Origin of the sequence: Streptomyces sp. NPDC003247, from assembly GCF_042888135.1 — a bacterium.
In the GTDB taxonomy this organism is placed as follows: domain Bacteria; phylum Actinomycetota; class Actinomycetes; order Streptomycetales; family Streptomycetaceae; genus Streptomyces.
This window is the reverse complement of the sequence record NZ_JBIAPF010000003.1, coordinates 217,749-237,480: the sequence shown is the minus strand read 5'-3', so window position 1 is coordinate 237,480 and position 19,732 is coordinate 217,749. Positions and strand designations below refer to the sequence as shown.

General features: G+C 72.6%; 16 protein-coding genes. 9 read left to right on the top strand and 7 right to left on the bottom strand.

Annotation, left to right across the window (positions count from 1 at the left end; genetic code table 11):
- The first annotated feature begins 79 nt into the window (after positions 1-79).
- The gene (locus ACFYWQ_RS10505; RefSeq protein WP_389514777.1) at positions 80-1,714 is read left to right on the top strand and encodes a PqqD family protein; all 1,635 of its coding nucleotides are present in this window, start codon (positions 80-82) and stop codon (positions 1,712-1,714) included.
- A 9-nt stretch (positions 1,715-1,723) separates the two neighbouring features.
- Positions 1,724-2,479: a sulfite exporter TauE/SafE family protein gene (locus tag ACFYWQ_RS10500; protein ID WP_389514776.1), complete on the top strand. Its 756-nt coding sequence runs from the start codon at positions 1,724-1,726 to the stop codon at positions 2,477-2,479.
- Between the two features lie 70 nt (positions 2,480-2,549).
- On the opposite strand, the gene ACFYWQ_RS10495 is transcribed toward ACFYWQ_RS10500, so the two are convergent.
- Genes ACFYWQ_RS10495 through ACFYWQ_RS10485 form a run of 3 tightly spaced genes read right to left on the bottom strand, consistent with a single transcriptional unit; the run spans position 2,550 to position 6,198 of the window.
- Positions 2,550-3,788 carry an acetyl-CoA carboxylase biotin carboxylase subunit family protein gene (locus tag ACFYWQ_RS10495; RefSeq protein WP_389514774.1) on the bottom strand — a complete coding sequence of 413 codons (1,239 nt, stop codon included), beginning with the start codon at positions 3,786-3,788 and terminating at the stop codon, positions 2,550-2,552.
- Positions 3,788-5,089 (bottom strand): MFS transporter, encoded by a 1,302-nt coding sequence (locus ACFYWQ_RS10490; protein ID WP_389514773.1) that lies wholly within the window; start codon positions 5,087-5,089, stop codon positions 3,788-3,790. The genes ACFYWQ_RS10495 and ACFYWQ_RS10490 overlap by 1 nt, the downstream gene beginning before the upstream one ends.
- On the bottom strand, positions 5,086-6,198 hold the full coding sequence (locus ACFYWQ_RS10485; RefSeq protein ID WP_389514771.1) for an LLM class flavin-dependent oxidoreductase: 1,113 nt from the start codon (positions 6,196-6,198) through the stop codon (positions 5,086-5,088). Before ACFYWQ_RS10485 ends, ACFYWQ_RS10490 begins: the two co-directional genes overlap by 4 nt.
- A 204-nt stretch (positions 6,199-6,402) precedes the next feature.
- Here ACFYWQ_RS10485 and ACFYWQ_RS10480 point away from each other — a divergent pair, with 204 nt between their 5' ends.
- Positions 6,403-7,182, top strand: a complete 780-nt coding sequence (locus ACFYWQ_RS10480; RefSeq protein WP_389514769.1) for a thioesterase II family protein — start codon at positions 6,403-6,405, stop codon at positions 7,180-7,182.
- A 194-nt stretch (positions 7,183-7,376) separates the two neighbouring features.
- On the opposite strand, the gene ACFYWQ_RS10475 is transcribed toward ACFYWQ_RS10480, so the two are convergent.
- Positions 7,377-8,306, bottom strand: a complete 930-nt coding sequence (locus ACFYWQ_RS10475) for a nitrilase-related carbon-nitrogen hydrolase (RefSeq protein ID WP_389514767.1) — start codon at positions 8,304-8,306, stop codon at positions 7,377-7,379.
- A 464-nt stretch (positions 8,307-8,770) separates the two neighbouring features.
- Here ACFYWQ_RS10475 and ACFYWQ_RS10470 point away from each other — a divergent pair, with 464 nt between their 5' ends.
- The 4 genes from ACFYWQ_RS10470 to ACFYWQ_RS10455 all read left to right on the top strand — a co-directional run bounded on the left by ACFYWQ_RS10470 (position 8,771) and on the right by ACFYWQ_RS10455 (position 14,005).
- Positions 8,771-10,597: a gamma-glutamyltransferase family protein gene (locus tag ACFYWQ_RS10470; protein ID WP_389514765.1), complete on the top strand. Its 1,827-nt coding sequence runs from the start codon at positions 8,771-8,773 to the stop codon at positions 10,595-10,597.
- Between the two features lie 92 nt (positions 10,598-10,689).
- Positions 10,690-11,556 carry an inositol monophosphatase family protein gene (locus ACFYWQ_RS10465; RefSeq protein ID WP_389514763.1) on the top strand — a complete coding sequence of 289 codons (867 nt, stop codon included), beginning with the start codon at positions 10,690-10,692 and terminating at the stop codon, positions 11,554-11,556.
- A 481-nt stretch (positions 11,557-12,037) separates the two neighbouring features.
- A complete protein-coding gene (locus tag ACFYWQ_RS10460) occupies positions 12,038-13,450 on the top strand; it encodes a phytoene desaturase family protein (protein WP_389514762.1) in 1,413 nt (470 codons plus the stop codon).
- A 45-nt stretch (positions 13,451-13,495) separates the two neighbouring features.
- Positions 13,496-14,005, top strand: coding sequence for an O-acetyl-ADP-ribose deacetylase (locus tag ACFYWQ_RS10455; protein WP_389514761.1), 510 nt, complete (start codon positions 13,496-13,498; stop codon positions 14,003-14,005).
- A gap of 226 nt (positions 14,006-14,231) precedes the next feature.
- Here ACFYWQ_RS10455 and ACFYWQ_RS10450 read toward each other — a convergent pair whose 3' ends face one another.
- The 3 genes from ACFYWQ_RS10450 to ACFYWQ_RS10440 form a co-directional block, all read right to left on the bottom strand.
- Complete coding sequence (locus ACFYWQ_RS10450) at positions 14,232-14,813, bottom strand: hypothetical protein (protein ID WP_389514759.1); 582 nt, start codon at positions 14,811-14,813, stop codon at positions 14,232-14,234.
- A gap of 261 nt (positions 14,814-15,074) precedes the next feature.
- Complete coding sequence (locus ACFYWQ_RS10445) at positions 15,075-15,599, bottom strand: ricin-type beta-trefoil lectin domain protein (protein WP_389514757.1); 525 nt, start codon at positions 15,597-15,599, stop codon at positions 15,075-15,077.
- 92 nt (positions 15,600-15,691) lie between these two features.
- The gene (locus ACFYWQ_RS10440; RefSeq protein WP_389514755.1) at positions 15,692-16,312 is read right to left on the bottom strand and encodes a sigma-70 family RNA polymerase sigma factor; all 621 of its coding nucleotides are present in this window, start codon (positions 16,310-16,312) and stop codon (positions 15,692-15,694) included.
- Between the two features lie 258 nt (positions 16,313-16,570).
- On the opposite strand from ACFYWQ_RS10440, the gene ACFYWQ_RS10435 reads away from it, so the two are divergent.
- Both ACFYWQ_RS10435 and ACFYWQ_RS10430 read left to right on the top strand, forming a co-directional pair.
- Positions 16,571-17,050, top strand: a complete 480-nt coding sequence (locus tag ACFYWQ_RS10435; RefSeq protein WP_389514753.1) for an RICIN domain-containing protein — start codon at positions 16,571-16,573, stop codon at positions 17,048-17,050.
- Between the two features lie 192 nt (positions 17,051-17,242).
- On the top strand, positions 17,243-19,585 hold the full coding sequence (locus tag ACFYWQ_RS10430; RefSeq protein ID WP_389514751.1) for a BTAD domain-containing putative transcriptional regulator: 2,343 nt from the start codon (positions 17,243-17,245) through the stop codon (positions 19,583-19,585).
- Positions 19,586-19,732 lie beyond the last annotated feature (147 nt).

The following is a 19,732-nucleotide window of genomic DNA, read 5'->3' as shown; positions in this document are numbered from 1 at the left end:
GGTGACCCTTTGTCTCGCGTTTGTGTATTCGGCGAGGGCCTGTAGGGTCGCGCCTTCCTGGGAACGGAAAGGAACACATTTGTCCGCCGTAACGGGCACCACCGCCAACGAGACAGCTGATACCGGGACAGTCGATACCGGGACAGCCGAGACAACCGAGACGGCCGAGACCTTCGCGACCGAAAAGCCGGACGGGCCCCGCACAACGCCCGCCGCCACCCAGGAATTGCGCGCCGCGACCCTGCGCGAGCTGCGCCGGTGGATGGTGTCCTCGGGGCACTGGGACGAGGTCGAGCGGTGCGTGCCGAAACTCCGCGCCCAGCTGGAGCGGATCGGCCCGCTGGACGAGCGCGTCGTCATGGTCGCCTACGGCGGGGGCAAGGACAGCGCGTACACCACCGCCTTCGTGCGGTCCATGCAGCTACGCCTGTTCGAACTGGCCGGAACGACCTTCCGGTTGCGCGTGGTGACGATGCGTCACGCGGGCACACCGGGCGCCGTGATGCGCAACATCGACCGCACCTACAACGCCCTGAACCTGCCGGCCGACCCCGACTGCGAGCAGTTCCTCATCGACGGCGACGAGATCACGCCGTTCCATGTCGACCTGCCGCAGCGCGACCACGTCATCGCCCGCAACCGCCTGGACGTCCTCGTCACCGGCCACCGCACGCTCGGCGACGGCCGTCCCACCTTCTGCAACGCCTGCAACCTCAGTGCCGCGCACGCCTTCGGCCTCGGGGCCGCGCACGACGGCGGCGTCGACCTCATCATCACCGGCGACTCCCCCTACGAGCAGCGCACCTACCTGGTGTGGATCCACCGCCTCGCCGAACGACTGGGCGTTGCTCCACAGGGCGCCGAACGCACCGGATTCCGCGGTGTGCTGAAGGCCACGGACAACATCGGGCGGGCCTGGTTCGAGGACATCTACGGCAAGGACGCCACGGACCTGGTCGAGGAACGCCGCGTCCACCACGACATCCCCGACCATATGCGCTTCTTCTCCATCTACGACGACACGGAGTACGCGTCCGGCGACCACTGGGAGCTGCTCACCGACTACCTGGGCTTCCAGTTCGACGATGTGGCCTTCAGCTTCTCCGAATCGGACTGCGGCAACCCGGCGCTCATGGCGCACATCCGCGGCCTCAAGTGCGAGCGCGTGTACGGCCGCAGCTACGCGGAGGGCCTCGACGAGTACGTGGCCTTCGGCAAGCAGCTGATGGTGAAGAAGGAGTTCCCCGAACACCTGATAGAGATGATCTCCGCTCGGTACGAGGGTGAGGGGGCCGTCGAGCGCATGCGGGCCGCCATGGACGCGTACGCCCTGGACAACTTCGGCATCACCGAGGAGCAGCTGGCCTGCATGGTGCGCTCGCCGTTCACGGACGGCGCGGCCGGCCTCGCCGACTACCTCAAGGCCGAGCAGCCGCACCTGGAGGGGGAAACGGGACGCCTGACCGAGCTGGTCAACGGCTCGGCGCCGCGGGACGACGCCGACGCGCGGCTGGTCGCCGAGCTGGAGCGGTTCAGCGGTCTGTCGCTCGCCCAGCTGGGCGTCCTGGCGACCAGCACCGGACGCCCACTCACCGGTATCGGCCAGTCGCAGCCGGTCGACCTCATCCTGGAGGGCGACCCGCACAAGCTTCGTATCTCCACCCGGCACACCCCCGACGGACAGCCCGTCGAGGAACTCATCTCCGGCAGGTAGGCACAGCACATGGACGTCGTGGAGGCGGGGGCCATCGGGGCCGCCGCGATCGCCGCGGGCACCGTCAACGCGGTGGTCGGCTCCGGAACCCTCATCACCTTCCCCACCCTGCTGGCCTTCGGCTACCCGCCGGTCCTGGCCAACGTCTCCAACAGCATCGGCCTGGTGCCGGGCACCCTCAGTGCCGCGTACGGCTATCGCCGTGAACTCCGCGGCCAGCTGCGGAGGGTACTGAGATTCGGGGCGGGCTCCCTGCTCGGCGGCGTGCTGGGCGCGCTGCTCCTGCTGAAGCTGCCGTCGGGCGCCTTCGACGCGGTGGTGCCCGTCCTGATCCTCGCCGGCTGCGTGCTCGTCCTGTTCCAGCCGCGCCTCAACGCGTGGCTGAAGAAGCGGGAGAGCGTCGGCGACGGCGACGGCGGGCTGCCGCTGTGGCTGGGCGTGTTCGGCACCGGCGTCTACGGCGGCTACTTCGGCGCCGCCCAAGGCGTCATCCTCATGGGCGTGTTCGGGACGTTCCTCAAGGACGATCTACAGCGTCTCAACGCGGTGAAGAACGTCCTCGCGTCGATCGTCAACGGCGTCTCGGCCGTCGTGTTCATCGCCGTCACCCACGTCGACTGGGCGGCAGCCGTGGTGATCGCGGTCGGCTCCACGGTCGGCGGCCTGGTCGGCGCCCGGGTGGGCCGCAAGCTGCCGCCGACGGCGCTGCGGGGGTTCATCGTGGCGGTGGGCATCACTGCGGCGACGGTACTGGCGCTCACGTAGCCGGTCGGACCACAGGGCCGGGGCGGTGCCCCTGCGGTCGTGCGACCACAGGGACACCGCCCCGGGTCCGTCACGCGGGCTCGGTCCGCAGCCGGAACGCCTCCGTGATCCGGTGGATGTCGGCTGTCACTCGGTCCTGGTCCTCGTGCAGCAGGATGTACCGCCCGGCGTGCAGCGCGTCATAGGAACCACCCGGCTCGAGGACCGACCCGACAGGCGGCACGAGTTCCCGCCACACCGTCGGCACCGCGTCCTTCAACGTGGTCACCTCGACGACCCGCGCCGGAAGCTCGGCCGGCTTCGGAATGACCAGCCAACCCCCGCTGGTCTCAGCGGCCTTGGCGGGCACGTCGATCCTCTCGCCCGCCAGTGAACGCAGCCACACCTCGTACAGATTGACCCCGAAGAGCCGGTTCACCACATACGGCACCTCGGAGCCGCCGACCCGTCCTCCGATCTCCAGGAAGACCAGCTCACCGGAGTCGGTCACGAACAGCTCCAGGTGGAAGGGCGTGGTGCGAAGGCCGAGAGCACGTACGCATTCACGCGCGAACTCCTCGATACGGAGGCGCAGGTCGCTCTCGTTCAGGACCACGGAGCCGAGCGGGGCGCCCGCACCGAAGGAAAGGCAGTCGTTGACGTACGCGGACGCCACCTGGAAAGGGACACCGCTCTCGTCGTCCGCATATCCGTCCACATGGTGGATGTGCCCGGGGACGAACTCCTCGATCTCGTACCGGCTCAGGTCGAGCGAAGGCAGCAGCTCCCGCAGTGCCGTCTCGTCGTCGACGCGGTGCACGCCGATGCTGGCCGCACCGTCGACCGGCTTGAGGATCAGCGGGTATCCGCAGCCGGCGGCGAAGGACAGCGCGTCCTCGGCGTCCGTGCAGCGCGCGAAGCGCGGCACCCGCACCCCCGCCTCGGCGAGGACCTCCTTCATACGGACCTTGTCGCGATAGACGGCCACCTCGTCCGGCGTCGGCCCGGGAATGCCGAGGTCCTGCCGCACGCGGGCGGCGATCTCCAGAGTGAACTCGGACAGCGCGATCAGCTGGTCGACGGGGCCGACCTTCTCCGTGATCTCGACGAGACAGGAGCGCAGCACCTCCACGTCGTTCACGTCGGCGACCCGCACCATGTGAGCGATCTTCGCCGGATCGACGAGCACGCCGTCCGCACCAGGACCGTCCACGACGTAACTCACCCGGTGGGCATCGTGGTTGATGAACTCCTCATAGCGGGTCAGCTCGTTGTCCCAACGCACCCCGTCCTGGAATCGGGGCCAGCGGTTGACGAGAACTATATGCATCAGTGCACCTCGGTTCCGATCGGTTCTTCGTCCGTGCTGCCGCCCTCGGCAGCTGTGCGCTCCTGGTCCGCGAGCGCCCGCCGGAAGCTGCTCATGGTCCAGGGCAGCAGCACTCCACCCACCACCGTGAGCGCGAGCGTGAGCAGCACGATGAGCCGCTGCGGCCCGACGCGGTCGCCGATGAGGCCGATGAGGACGCCGGCCAGCGGCATGGACAGCAGATTCAGGAGGTAGAAAGGGCCCATGACCTTTCCCAGGTGTTCCCGGGGAATGACCTTGATCCGCTGGGTACGGTTGAAGACGTTGTAGAGGGCGGCGCCGGTCATCGTCGCGACGTACGCGATCGCGTACACCACGAAGGAATGCGCGCCGCCCGTCGTGAGCAGTGCCGCGCACACGAGCGCGAAACCGGCGACGCCGAGGGCGTGCACATGGAATTTCCGCAGCACGAACGGAATCAGCGCGAGATTGATCAGTCCGATGATTCCGACGACCGTGTTCAGCATCCCGTACGCGGTGTCCGACGCCTTCAGCTCGCCGGTGGCGATGGCGGCGTTCGCGCTCATCATCGTGGCGACCACGAGATTGATGGCGAAGTTCAGGATTCCGATGAGGAACACGGGCTTGTTGTGCACCAGGAGGTGCCAGCCGAGACCGAGTTCGGCAAGGGTCGCGCGGGCGCCGCCGTTACCGCGCTGCCACTCCTGGCGAGGCAGCGGCAACCAGCAGACGGCGGCCAGCGCGAACACGAGGGCGGCGAGCGCGAGCAGCCACAGCTTGCCGAGGGTGACGACGGCGGTGGCGGCCAGCGCCGGGCCGAGCGCCATCGCGAGCAGTTCCATGTTCTGTACGAGGGACTGCGTCGTCGCGAGCTTCTCGCCCTGCGCCACCTGCGGCACCATCTTCTCGATGGACATCCGCACCGGCGCCACGAGCACGGACAGCAGAGCCCCGTTGACCATCAGGATCGCGGTCGTCCAGCCGGGCATCGCAAAGCACAGCGCGACGGCGCACAGCAGCACGAGCGCACGCCCCGAGGTGACCCGGGAGAACAGCCGCGCACCCCCGTCCCGGTCGGCGATCAGACCGGCGAAGGGGTACGCGATGAGGCTCGGCAGCCACTCCAGGGCGAACGCGAAGCCGAGCGTCGACACGTCCCGCGTGTCCTGGAAGATCAGCAGCGGCACGGCGAACAGCACCACCTGCTCGGCGATCAGGCCGAGCAGCACGCCGAGCCCGAACAGGCCGCGGTGCAGCCGCCGCGCGCGGGTCTCGGGCGCGGCGGCGGGGGCGGAGGTCACTTGTGCCCTGCCCCGGCCGGCCGCGCGTCACCGTCGGCCTCGTCGGACCCCTGCGCCGCCCGCTCCAGGTCCCGGATCAGCGGAAGCACCCGCGTATAGAAGGTCCGCATCTCGTCGCGCGTGGGCCACCCCGAGAAGATGAACTCGCTGATGCCGGACGCCTTGTACGCGTACAGATAGCGGGCCACCTCCTCGTGGCTGCCGACGACGCACAGCGCGGGCCCGCCGCGGTAGGCGACGGCGCCGGAGTACAGGTACGGGGACAACCAGTCGCCCTGCGCCTTCTCGGCGAGCCGGAAGGAGTTCTTCACCGCCTGGGAGTCGGACGCGGCGACGAAGCTCGTCACCCACGCCTTGTGGTCCTCGTCGGGGTCGCGCATCGTCTCGGCGAGATCGGCGAGCGCCTCCTCGCGGGTGTCGCGCGACAGGACGTGCATACGGGTACCGACGCGGCAGCCGCCCGCCAGGACGGGCGCGACGGCGTCCGCGAGGCCCTCCGGGGTGTCGCCGTAGCGCAGCCAGCAGTCGCCGTGCTCGATCGCGGTCTTCTGGGCGACCCCGGAGGCACCGCTGATGTAGATGTAGGGGCGGCCGCCGTCCTTGTAGCCGAGGCCGAGTTGCGCCTCGTCGATGCGGTAGTGCCTGCCGTGGTGAGTGAGGGGCTTCTCGCCCTTCCAGAAGCGGTGCAGAACGTCGAGGAATTCGTTGGAGCGTTCATAGCGCTCGTCGTGCGCCAGGTAGTCCCCGTAATAAGCCTGTTCGGCGGGGGAGATGCCCGCGACGAGATTCAGGGATATCCGCCCGTCCCCCATCCATGAAATCGTGTTCACGACCTGGGTGAACAGAGTGGGCGGAATGAGGCCCGGACGGTATGCCAGGATGAACTTGACCTTCTCGGTCTCCCGGACGAGGGCGCCGATCATCGGCAGAGGATCGGGCATGTGGTAGCTGATGCCCATCAGCAGGGAGTCGACACCGAGTTGCTCGGCTTCTTGTGCGAAGTCGACGATCCCGTCGAAGTCGAGCTCGCCCTGCCGGTATTTCTCGGTTGCCTTCTGCTGGCCACTGTCCAGGGGGGAACACCAGTGGAACTTCAGCGCTTCCTGCACACCTGATCCCGTTCTGATCCGATTCGTTGGATTCACGACAGCGAGGCTTGGGAGCCTGGCACGGCCCTGTAACGGGCGTCAAGATCGATCCACTATATGGGAGACTCCGAACTGCCCTGGCTTCATTGGCGGTTGGCGCGACGGCGTGCAATAGCATCGGCCGGAAATTGCCTTGTCCACCCGCTGCCCTCCGGAGGAGGCCACGTGACGTCCACCCCCGCCGGCCCGCTGTCCGACGCCTGGCTCAAGCGGTACCGTCCCGCCGTCGCCCCCCGTGCCCGCCTGGTGTGCCTGCCGCACGGCGGCGGCACCGCGGCCTTCTTCCGCCCCTGGGCGGAGCTGCTGCCCGCGGACGTCGAGCTGGTCGCCGTCCAGTACCCCGGCCGTCACGACCGCCTCACGGAGGACTGCGTCACGTCCATGGAAGCCATGGCGGACGCCGTCACCGCCGCCGTCGAGCCCGTCCTCGACCGCCCCTTCGCGCTGTTCGGCCACAGTATGGGGGCCACGATCGGCTACGAGGTGGTGCTCCGTCTGGAGGCGCGACAGGCCCCACCGGTGCGGCTGTTCGCCTCCGGGCAGCGTGCTCCGCGGGCGCGCCGCGCCACGGAACCGCGGCTGCACCTCATGGACGACTCCGCGATGCTCGCCGGGGTCGGCGCGTTCGGCGGCATGTACGAGACGCTGCTGGCCGACCCGGACCTGGCCGAGTTCATCCTGCCCTCGCTCCGGGGCGACCTGCGGCTGATGGAGACGTATCTGCCCGTGCCCGGACGGCAGGTATCGGTTCCGGTCACGGCGTGCACCGGGGACGCGGACCCCGGGGTGAGTGTCGCGGAGGCGGCGGCGTGGGAGCGGATGACGACGGGGGAGTTCGAGCTGAGGACGTACACGGGCGGCCACTTCTTCTTGATGGAGCATCAGAAAAGCCTCGTGGCGGACCTGTTGGCGGCTCTGACCGACCCCGCGTCGGCGGTCACGTGATGCGCCACGATCTGCGTGATCGGTGTCGTGTCGTTCCCTCCCCCCCCGTGGTGACGACTCCCCACCGGGCGATGGCCGTCAGGGGTACCGGTGACCGTGCTCGAACTCGTGTGATCCGCGCGGCCAGGTCGTGGAGCGATCACCACGCCCGGCACACTCGGTCGTCCAGGGCCGAGATCCGCTTCCGCGCGACGTCAGGCTTCCGAGGTGACGGTGGCGCGGGCCGATGCGTCGACGTGGAGGGTGAAGACGTCGGGGCGGGCGTAGTGGCCGGTCGGGTCGAAGTCGAAGCGGGCGCGGGCCAGGTCGTCGAGGTCGAGTTCGGCGGTCAGGATGCCCTCACCACCGCGCAGCGGACCGGCCAGGACCTCACCGAGCGGCGAGATGATGACGGAGCCGCCGGCGATCAGGACCGTGTCGGGTTCATCGCCCTGGACCGGGTGGAGGTCGTCGGGCAGGGCATCGCGGCGCATGTACTGGTTGGCGCTGAGGACGAAGGCGCGGCCCTCCAGCGCGACGTGCCGCATGGTGGCCTGCCAGGCGTCGCGGTCGTCGACGGTCGGGGCGCACCACAGGTCGACGCCCTTGGCGTACATCGCCGTACGGAACAACGGCATGTAGTTCTCCCAGCAGATGGCCGCGCCCAGGCGGACCGTGCCGGTGTCGATGACGGGGAGAGTGGACCCGTCACCCTGGCCCCACAGGTAGCGTTCGGCCGCGGTGGGCATCAGCTTGCGGTGCAGGCCCAGGTAGCCGGCCGGCCCGAGGAACAGTGCGACGCAGTACAGGGTGCCCCCATGGCGCTCGACCGCGCCGACGACAGCGTGACAGCCCAGTTCACCGGTGAGGGCGGCCAGGGCGGCGACCTCGGGACCGGGGATGTCGATGGCGGCGGCGTGGTAGCGGCGGAACAGGTCACGGCCGGCCGGGGTGCGGCTGCCGACGGTGATGCCGAAGTCCAGGCCCTTGGGATAGCCGCCGAGGAACGCCTCGGGGAGGACGACGACCTCGGCACGGTGGTCGACCGCGGCTTCCCGGATCAGTTCCTCGGCGCGGGCCAGCGCGGCGGGCGTATCGAACAGAGGGGCGGCGGCCTGTACGACGGCGGCGGTCACAGAGGTCATGCCATCGAGGCTAGGGCCTGTCCGGCGGACTGATCGCGTCACTGCGCGGCAGCTTCGGGGGAACAGGCCCGTCACCCCTGGCGGCATACCTCACGCATCGTCACGGCCAGCCGTCGGCCTGTGCCCGGAAAGAGTCCGGGTCGCTCTCCACAGGGAGGACGCACACCACATGACCGCCGGGCACTCGCAGCCCGCGGCATTCCTGCTACTGCCAGACCTGCTCGGCACCCGGAGCGATCAGGCCCGTGGTCTCCGCCTCGATGTCGTCGGTCTCGATGGCCAGGTGAGTGCCGTGCCTCCGGGGCGAGTCGGGTGCTCGTCCGACCGCGCGGGGCGATGATCGATAGCCTCCGGGGAGAGCGGATGGAGGACGGCTCCGGTCCGGACTCCCCAGATGTCCCACAGGACGTGTCCTGAGCGCCGACGCGCCTGGACGAAGCGCACACAGCGAGGTGAGAGGCCGTATGTTCACCACCCGACCCACGCTCCAGGGCACCTTCGGCATGGTGTCCTCCACCCACTGGCTGGCCTCCCAGACGGCGATGGCCGTCCTGGAGGACGGCGGGAACGCCTACGACGCCGCCGTGGCCGGGGCGTTCGTGCTGCACGTCGTGGAACCCCACCTCAACGGGCCGGCCGGCGAGGTCCCCATCCTGCTGGCCCCGGCCGGCGGCGAGGTGCGGGTGCTGTGCGGGCAGGGTGTCGCCCCGGCCGGGGCGACCGTCGCCCACTACCGCGGACTCGGCCTGGACCTCGTGCCCGGCACCGGGCCGCTCGCGGCCGCCGTCCCCGGCGCGTTCGACGCCTGGATGCTCCTGCTGCGCGACCACGGCACCAAGCCCCTCCCCGACGTCCTGAAATACGCCATCGGGTACGCCGAGGACGGGCACCCGCCCGTGGAGAACGTGGGCGCGACGGTCGAGACCGTACGGGAGCTGTTCGAGACGGAGTGGACCTCGTCGGCGCGGGTGTACCTCCCGGACGGCACGGCGCCCCGCCCCGGCCGGCTGCTGCGCAATCCCGCCCTCGCCGCCACCTGGCGGCGGCTGCTCGCCGAGACCGCCTCCGCGGGGGACCGGGAGGCACGGATCGAGGCCGCGCGGGAGGTCTGGCGGACCGGGTTCATCGCCGAGGCACTGGTCCGCCAGGCCGCCCGGCCCACCCTGGACACCAGCGGCGCGCACCACACCGGCACCCTCACGGCCGCCGACCTCGCCGGCTGGTCCGCCACGTACGAGACGCCCGCCACGTACGACTGGAACGGCTGGACCCTGTGCAAGGCCGGACCCTGGAGCCAGGGCCCGGCCCTCCTCCAGCAGCTCGCCCTGCTCCCGCCCGACCTGCCCGCGTACGGTTCCGCCGACTACGTCCACCTGCTCGTCGAGGGCTGCAAGCTCGCCATGGCCGACCGGGAGGCCTGGTACGGGGACGCGGCCGCGACACCGCTGGCGGAACTGCTGTCCGCGCCGTACAACACCGGCCGGCGCCGGCTGATCGGGGACCGGGCGTCCTACGAACTGCGGCCGGGCAGCCCCGGCGGGCGCGTCCCCCGGCTGAGCGCGCACGCGGACGTGGTGGTCGCCGACGAGCCCGGGTTCAGCCCGATGGGCACCGGCGAGCCGACGGTCGCCAAGGCGCCGACCTCGCCGGTGCCGGGCGAGCCCGACGTGAGCGCCGCGGGGGCCACCCGCGGCGACACCTGCCACCTGGACGTCGTCGACCGCTGGGGCAACATGGTCGCGGCCACCCCCAGCGGCGGCTGGCTCCAGTCCAACCCGGTCGTGCCCGAGCTGGGCTTCCCGCTCGGCACCCGGCTCCAGATGACCTGGCTGGAGGAGGGCCTGCCGAACTCGCTCACCCCCGGCCGCCGGCCCCGCACCACCCTCACCCCGTCGATCGCGCTGCGCGACGGCGTCCCGGTCCTCGCCTTCGGCACACCCGGCGGCGACCAGCAGGACCAGTGGCAACTGCACTTCTTCCTGGCCGTCGCCCTCCGCCCGCCCGTGCGCGGCGGACTCGACCTCCAGGGCGCCGTCGACGCCCCGAACTGGCACACCGACGCCTTCCCCGGCTCCTTCTACCCGCGCGGTATGCGGCCGGGCAGCGTGACCGTCGAGTCGCGCGTGCCGGACGGCGTCGTCGAGGAGCTGCGGCGGCGCGGCCACGACGTCACCGTCGGCGACCCCTGGTCCGAGGGACGGCTGTGCGCCGTCGCCCGCGACCCGGCCACCGGGATCCTGTCGGCGGCGGCCAACCCGCGGGGGATGCAGGGGTACGCGGTGGGGCGGTGAGCAGGCCCACCCGTGCCCGCTGTTCATCCTCCTTCCACCCGCCGTGCACGGCGGGGGCGGGCGATGTCAGGGCGGCGTGCTCTCATGGAGACATGATCGACGACAAGGAAACCATCGACGAGTTTCTCGCCCGCCACTCGGCCGACGTGGAGGAGGCGGTCCGCAAGGCCGCCGCGACCGAGATCATGCCCCGCTTCCGGCAGCTCGCCACGCACGAGGTCGACCAGAAGAGCGGCCCCCACGACCTGGTCACGGACGCGGACCGCAACGCCGAGCGGTACCTCACCGAGGTGCTCGCCGCCCTGCTGCCCGGCTCGGTCGTCGTCGGCGAGGAGGCGGTGCACGCCAACCCCGTGACGTACGAGGCGCTCCAGGGTGACGCCCCGGTCTGGATCGTCGACCCGGTCGACGGCACCCGGCAGTTCGTGCACGGCGAGGACGGCTTCTGCACGCTGGTCGCGCTCGCCCGGCACGGCGTCGTGCTCGCCTCGTGGACGTACGCCGCGGCCCGCGACCTGCTCGCCACGGCCGTGCGCGGCGCGGGTGCCTTCCTGGACGGCGAGCGGCTGTTCGCCGGGCCCCCGGCCGCCGGACGCGACCTGACGGTCGCCACCTCCCACCCCGACTTCACCACCGACGAGCAGAAGCACGCCCTGCTCGGCCTGCGGACGGCCGGCGTCGCGCCCCGCCCCTGCGGATCGGCGGGCCTCGAGTACCTGGCCGTCGCCCGGGGCGAGCTGGACTGCACGGCATTCTCCTGGGAAGCGGCTTGGGATCACGCGGCCGGCCTGCTCATGGTCGAGGAGGCGGGCGGCGCCCACCTCACCCTCACCGGCGAACCGTTCCGGATCACCGGCGGCAACAGCCTGCCGTTCACGGCGGCCCGGGACGCGGCGACGGCACGACGGGTCGCGGGCCTGCTGGCGGGGACGGGGGCGGGGACGGGGACACGGTCCTGACGGTGCCGGAGCTTCGGGTCCGCGGGTCCCGGGGCCTCGGGTTCCCTCGGGTCCGCGGGTTCCGGGGTCTCAGGCCCCCTCGGGTCCGCGGGTTCCGGGGTCTCAGGCCCCCCGCGGGCCCGCGGGTTCCGGGGTCTCAGGCCCCCGGGGCCCTGGGAGCAGCGTGGCCCGGGCTGCCGGGCATCATCGGCGGACCGAGCGGGCCGAGCGGGCCGAGCGGACCGGGCGGACTGAGCGGACTGAGCGGACCGGGCTGCCGGGCATCATCGGCGGACCGGGCGGGCCGAGCGGATGGTGTGGACCGGGCGGACCGAGCGGGCCGAGCGGATGGTGTGGACCGGGCGGACCGGGCGGACGGTGTGGACCGGGCGTCCGGATGAGCCCCCGGTGGTCCGAACCCCCCGGCGCCGCAGGCGCTGTCGTACCCCCGGCATATCCTGGCCCCGGAGGCCACCGGCTGACGAAGGGGTCCGAAGTGCCGATGCTTGATGTGGCAGTGGTGGGGGCGGGGCCGAACGGCCTGACCGCCGCCGTGGAGCTGGCCCGGCGAGGATTCTCCGTCGCCCTCTTCGAGGCCCGGGACACCGTCGGCGGGGGAGCCCGCACCGAGGAGCTCACCCTCCCCGGGTTCCGCCACGACCCGTGTTCCGCCGCGCACCCCCTCGGCATCAACTCACCCGCCTTCCGTGCCCTGCCCCTGGAGCGCTACGGCCTGGAGTGGCTCCACTCCGACCTGGCGATGGCGCACCCCTTCCCCGACGGCACGGCCGCCGTGCTGTCCCGCTCGGTCTCCGAGACGGCGGCGTCCTTCGGACCGCGCGACGCGGGCGCCTACCGCAGGCTCGTCGAGCCGTTCCTGGCGCGGTGGGACACGCTCGTCCGGGACTTCATGTCCCTGCCGCTGACCGCTCTGCCCCGCGATCCGGTGACCCTGGCCCGGTTCGGGCTCGCCGGCCTGCCCCCGTCCACCTGGCTGACCCGCCGCTTCCGCGACGAACCCGCCAAGACGCTCTTCGCCGGTCTCGTCGCCCACATCATGGCCCCCCTGGGCGGCCTCGCCACCGGCGCCGTCGGCCTGGTCTTCGCCCTCGCCGGGCACGCCCGCGGCTGGCCGGTGCCCCGCGGCGGCTCCCAGGCCATCTCCGACGCCCTCGCCGGCCACCTGAAGGACCTCGGCGGCGCCCTCCACACCGACTACGAGGTCAAGCGGCTCGACGACCTCCCCCCGGCCCGCGCCTACGTCTTCGACACCTCGCCCACCGCCCTCGCCCGTATCGCCGGCCTCGGCCGCTTCTACGACGGCTACCGGTACGGCCCCGGCGTGTTCAAGATCGACTACGCGCTGGACGGACCCGTCCCCTGGACCGCGCCGGAGGCGCGCGCCGCCACCACGGTCCAGATCGGCGCGGACAGCGCGGAGATCGGCGCCGCCCTGCGCGCCGCCTCCAGGGAGGGACGCGCACCGGAGCGCCCCTTCATGATCACGGTGCAGCCCGGCGTCGTCGACCCCACCCGCGCCCCGGCCGGCAAGCAGGTCTTCTGGGCCTACGCCCACGTCCCCAACGGCTGGACCGGTGACCTCACCGACGTCATGGAACGCCAACTGGAGCGGTTCGCCCCGGGCTTCCGCGACCTCGTCCTCGCCCGCGCGGTCGCCGGCCCCGCCGAACTCGCCGCCCGCAACGCCAACTACGTCGGCGGGGACATCGGCTCCGGCGCCGCCTCGGGCCTCCAGCTCCTGCTGCGCCCCCGGCTGTCCCTGTTCCCCTACTCCACACCCCACCCGGCCGTGTTCATCTGCTCCTCGGCCACCCCGCCCGGCCCGGGCGTCCACGGCATGTCCGGCCACAACGCGGCGAAAGCCGTTTGGCGGCGGCTGCGCCGACAGGCGTAGCGTCCGGTCCCCCGGCGCCGCGCACCGACAGAGAGGCAGCCCTGCATGACCACGATCACGCTCGTCCAGGGAGACATCACCGCCCAGTCCGTGGACGCCGTCGTCAACGCCGCCAACTCCTCGCTGCTCGGCGGCAGCGGGGTCGACGGCGCCATCCACCGGCGCGGCGGCCCCGCGATCCTCGAGGAGTGCCGCAAGCTCCGCGCCTCCTCGTACGGCAGGGGCCTGCCCACCGGCCAGGCGGTCGCCACCACGGCCGGCGCGCTGGACGCGCGCTGGGTCATCCACACCGTCGGCCCGGTGTACGAGGCCGACGGCGGCGATCCCTCGCTGCTCGCCTCCTGCCACCGGGAGTCGCTCCGCGTGGCCGACGAACTGGGCGCGCGGACGGTCGCCTTCCCGGCCATCTCCACCGGCGTCTACGGCTGGCCGATGGAGGACGCCGCCCGCATCGCGGTCACGACCGTGCGCGCGACGGAGACGGCGGTCGAGGAGGTCAGGTTCGTCCTCTTCGACGAGCGCGCGTACGCGGCGTTCGCCGCGCAGGTCGGCTGAGCCCCCCGGGCCCTTCCGGCCCCCCGGGCCCTTCCGGCCCCCCGGGCCCTTCCGGCCCCCCGGGCCCTTCCGGCCCCCCCGGGCCCTTCCGGCCCCCCGGGCCCTTCCGGCCCCCCGGGCCCTTCCGGCCCAGGGGGCGGCTCGTCCTTTCTCTAGGCGACGGTCAGGGTGAGCGCCCCGGTGTACGTGGAGCCCGGGGTGATGGCGGTGACGGTGCCGTCGACGGTCAGGGTGACGCGCTTGCCGCGCGGCGGCCGCACCGACGCGTCCTCGGCGAGGCGTTCTTCGCGCAGGCGTCGGTGAGCCGGCCGCCGCGTACGCCCGACAGCACCGAGTTCTCACGGCCCACGCCGGACGCCCCGACGTACAGGCCCTGGCGGAGGTGGAACGTCGCCCCGAAGAAGGTCTCCAGGTGGTCGACCGCCGGGGTGAGGACGACGTCCCCGCGATACGCGCCGGCCGGGATCACCGTCGCGTGACCGTACGTGCCGTCCAGGACGGACCCCGTCTCCACACCGTCCACGGTCAGCGTCAGGGTGTGGCCGTCCGGAGCGGTGAGGACGGCGCCGTCCTCCACGACGAGTTCGTCGAGCCTGGTGATCCCGGTGACCTCCCAGGTCTCGCCGGCGGAGACCGTCCTGCTCCGTCCGCCCGCACCGGAGGGCGTCGCCGCCCGGGCGGCGGCCGGTGCGATCAGGGAGGGCGCCGCGGCGAGGCCTCCGAGGGCGAGCAGCACCCTCACCCGGGTCCTCATCGTCACCTGCCGCTGGGCCGGCGTCTCGTCCACGGCCGATGTGCTTCTTGACATGTGCAACTCCTCAACAGCCCACGGACGTGCGTGGGTTGATCGGGTGGCTGGCGGTGTGAACGGGAGTGAAGCAGCGATGGCGGGAGCGCAGAAGGCGGTGACGGCTGTGAATCGTCGCGGGAGCCATGGCCGATCGGCATGCAAACCATCACGAGCGGCGTCCCGGGCCGCGGCGGGAGGAGCCCGGGGTTCTGGTTCCCGGTGCCGCCGGGCGGTCCCGGCGGAACGGCGCGCACGCGTCGCGTCCCGCCGGGACGGGCCTCAGGTCCGCGAGACCACGTTGAGCTGCCACTTCTGGTAGCCGCCGCCGTTGCAGGCCAGCGTGTAGGCCTCGTACGACCAGTTGCTGTCGAGGCAGAGGCCGGGCTCGACGGCGCTGCGCCGGGCGTCACCGTCCTTGACCCACTCGTCGCCGGGCACCTGGCCGCACCAGTCCGACGATTCCGTGAAGGCGTCACCTCCGCCCCACACGGCCCCCAGGCACCGGCCGGTGGCGACCTGGCGGATGGTGTTCGCGTACGTACCGGTGTAGGTGAACACCCACTGCTGGTACGGGTTGCTCTTGGTGGGGTCGCAGACCGACATGTACACGGAGCCGGCGGCGTTGCCGTCGAGGCACAGCCCGGTCTGCTTGTTCTGGTAGGTGCCCGTCACGGTGGTGTCGGCGGCGTGGGCCGGCGTGGCGGGCACGGCGAGGGCCAGCGCGCCGAGCAGGGCGGCCGCACCGGCCAGTCCTGCGCGGCCGCCGGCGCCGGCCGGCCTCCTGGCTGGCTTGGACAGTTTCATCTCGTACTCTCCGAAGAGTGCCGGCCGGGCGGGGGCGACCCGCTCCGGCAAGATCATTGCGTAGACAGCTACGAGGAGATCGGCGACTCGGTTCAGGCGTGGATCCCCCGGTCCCGCAGCGCGTTGCCCAGGGCCCGCACGGCGTAGTACGTGCGGGATTTGACGGTGCCCTGGGCGATCCCGAGGACTTCGGACGTCTCGGCGACGCTGTGGCCCAGGAAGTACATGTGATGGAGGATCTGCCGCTGCTGGGCGGTCAGGTCGTGCAGCGCGTCCGTGACGACGTGCCGGGTCAGGACCCGCTCGGCCCCGTCGCCGACGGGGATGACGACATGGTCGAGGGGGCAGGCGGTGACCGGCCGGACGAGGCTCGCCCGGCGTTCGTCGATCACCAGGTTCCGGACGACGGTGAACAGCCACGGGCGCAGGCCCCCGTCCTGCCGGCCGAGCACCCCGATGTGCCGCCAGGCCCGGACCGCGGCCTCCTGGAGGATGTCCTCGGCCCGGTCCCGGTCGCCGCCCAGCAGACGTGCCGCGAAACGCGTGAGTACGCCGCCGTACTCCTCGTAGATCATGCGGACGAAGCGTTCGCAGTCCGTGCCGGCGGGGTCGGTGGGGGCGGTGGGGTCGGCGGGCGTCCGGCCCCGGAGGTGCCTGGGGGCGGGTGCGACGGAGACGGGGCCGTCCTGCCGGGCATCCGTGGCTTGCCTCATGGCGCTGTGACTCCCCGTTCTCCGCCGTGCTCTACGCGCGTCCGACCCGCCCGTCGCCGGTCGGCGGGGGCGTCGTCAGTGTCGGGGCGGCGCCTTGGCCGGTTCTTGCCGACGCCTTGCCGCGGGACGGTGAACCGACGCGGGACGGTGAACCGACGCGGGACGGTGAACCGACGCGGGCGGTGGCTCGTGGTGACAGTGCCGGGTGCCGCTCCCGGGCCTGGTGCAGGCCGACGGCAGCCGGAGGAAAGGATGATCGTGCGCAAGTCGAGTTCCGTCCTGGCGGCCGTCGCCGCCCTGGGCGCTCTCACCGCGGCCGTGCCGACCGCCCACGCCGTGGACTTCCCCTCCCAGGCCCACACCTTCAGGAACCTCAGCACCGGCACGTGCATGGGGGAGTCCGGCAAGCAGCTCCGGCTGTACGACTGCTACGGCACCGACCCGATCACCTGGCAGATCCGGGAGACGGCCAGCGGCGACATGTTCAGGAACACCGCCAGCACCTCCTGTCTGGACACCGACGGCACCAACGTCTACCTCTCCGACTGCAACACCTCGGACCTCGGGCAGCGGTGGTACATCCGCGACTGCGGCGCCAGCGTCTTCAGCAGGCTGGCCGAGGAACGCGGTCTCGGCAGCTACCTGACCGGCTGGAACGCCGGCACGGTCTCCGTCACCGGCTACACCGGGAACAAGTCCTCCTGGCACACCAGCGGCTGGACCTGCGAACAGGGCTGAGCGGCACAGGACACGGCCCGGCCGGCCCGGCACGACCGCCCGCCGGGCCGGCCGGCGTCATGCCCCGAACGAGCACAAGTGAGCGCGGAATGAGCAGGGTTCGGTCTGTCGACCGGGCACCTGTGTACGTGAGGGTGGCACCGAAGCTAGAGAGGTGCCTCCGTGGAATTTCGGTTGCTGGGCCCTCTGGAAGTGCAGCGAGGCGCAGAGGTGCTCGACCTGGGGCCGCCCAAACGGCGTGCCCTGCTCCTGCGGCTGCTTCTGGAGAACGGCCACACCGTTGGTGTCGAACGACTCTGTGACGATCTGTGGGACGGCCGCCCACCCGCCGGTGCCGTGTCGTCGGTGCACGCGCACGTCAGCCGGCTGCGTGCCGTGCTCGAGCCCGGCCGGGCGCGCCGGGAGCCGGCCGAGGTGCTCCGCAGCGTCCCCACCGGTTACGCCCTGCGCCTGCCTCCCGAGGCGCTGGACTCGGCGCGGTTCGAGCGGGCCGTGCAGCACGCGCACGCGCTCGCGGCCCGTGGCCGCGCCGGTGAGGCCCTCCGGGAGACCGAAGGGGCGCTCGGCCTGTGGCGGGGCACCCCGCTCGTGGACGCCTCCCGCCACCGGTTCGCCGAGGGGGAGGCCGGCCGGCTCGAAGGGCTGAAGCTGTCCGCCGAGGAACTGCGCACCAGCTTGCTGCTCCAGGAGGGCCGGACCGCTCAGGCGATCATCGCCGCGGAGCGGCTCATCGAACGCGATCCCCTGCGGGAGGCGTCGTGGGCCGTGCTCATGAGGGCGCTGTACCTCGCGGGGCGGCACGCGGAGGCACTGCGACGGTACGAGACGGTACGCACCCTGCTCGCCCGCGACCTCGGCCTCGAACCGGGGCCCGCGTTGCGCGAGACCCAGCTGGCCGTACTCCGGCACGACACGACGAGGCTGGGGCCGCCGACCCGGCCCGGCACGCCCGCGGCCCCTGGCGCGCCTGCGGCAGTGCCCACGGCCCCTGCCGTACCTGCGGCGCCGGGTGTGTTTGCGGCGCGGGGTGTGCCCGCGGCGCCCGCTGTGCCTGCGGCCCCGGTTGTGCTTGTGGCGCCCGCCGTGCCTACGGCGCCGGGTGTGCCCACGACCTCCGCCGTGCCTGCGGCGCCCGCCGTGCCTGCGGCGCCCGCCGTGCCTACGGCGCCGGGTGTGCCCACGACCTCCGCCGCGCCTGCGGCGCCCGCCGTGCCTGCGGCGCCGGGTGTGCCCACGACCTCCGCCGCGCCTACGGCCCCCGCTGTGCCTATAGCCCCCGCTGTGCCCACCGCCCCCGCCGCGCCCGCGGCCTCCGCTGTGCCCCCGACCCCCGCCGCGCCCACGCCCCCCACCGTTCCCACAGCGTGGCCGGCCGGCACCCGTTGGTCGTTGCCGGGAAGGGAGCGGGACCTGGATCGGCTGGGCGGGATGTTGCGGGATGCCGCTGCCGGGCGGACCGGGTGGGCGGTGGTCTCCGGGGAGCCGGGGGCCGGGAAGACCCGGGTCGCCGAGGAACTGGCCCGGCGGGCGGCCGACACCGGGTACGAGGTCCGGTGGACGCGGTGCGCGGGGGAAGGCCACCGGGGGGCGGGCCTGCCGGCCGTCGGACTGCGCCCGCTCACCGGGACGACGGAGCCGACGGCCGAGGACGCGGCGCGACCCGCGCCCACGCTGTGCATCGTCGAGGACGTCCATCTGGCGTCCGCCGGGACACGGACCCTCCTGTCCTTCGCCGCGCGGACCCTGCGCGACGCCCCGCTGCTCGTCCTGTGCACCGTGGCGGACGAACCCGGCCCCGCCACCGAGCGGCTCCTTGCGGAGCTGGCGGGACGCGATGCCGAGCGGATACGGCTCGCCCCGCTGACGGAGGCCGCCGTACGGCGCGTCGTCCTCGCCACCGCGGACGACGGAGCCGTGGCGGAGGACAGAGCGCGGGAGTTCCTCGGCCTGAGCGGCGGGAACCCCTTCCTGCTCACCCAGTTGCTGAAGCAGGCCGTGGACCCCCGGGTCTCCCGGGCGGGGGGACGCGCCCCCGTGCCGCCGGCCGTGCAGAGCGTGGTCCGGGTCCGGCTCGCCGAGCTGTCACCCGCCGCCCGCCGGGTCGTCGACACCGCGGCCGTGCTCGGCGACCGGCCCGACATGGGGCTCGTGGCCCGGCTCACCGGGCTGCCGGCCGGCCAGGTGCTCGAACTGGCGGACCAGGCCGTCGCGGCGCGCCTGCTGTCGTGGAGCGAGGAGCTGCCGCCGTACGAGACGGGCGGCTACCGCTTTCCCGCCGGGGTGCTGCGGCGCGGCGTACTCGCCGACCTCGGACCGGCCCGCCGTCAGTCGCTGCACACCGAAGCCGCCCGCCTGCTCGCGGCGCGGACGGTCCGGAACGACACGGAGGGCCCGGCCGTCACGCCCGTCACGGCCACCACAGCCGGCCCGGTCCGTGCGGTGCCGACCGGGCCGGCCCTGCCCGCGGCGACACCGGGAAGGACCAGACGGCCGTTGTCTTGTACGGCGGGACGGAGAGCGGTCCGCGGCAGGTGACACGGCCCGGTGACACGGCCTGGGGAGTCGGCCGCCGCGGCTCCGGCGGCCGGGCCGGCCGGCCCCTGACCCACCGCACGCCGCGAGCCCGCCCCTGACGCATCGGCACCCGGTGCTGCTGCGAGCCGTCCGGGCCGGTGCACCTAG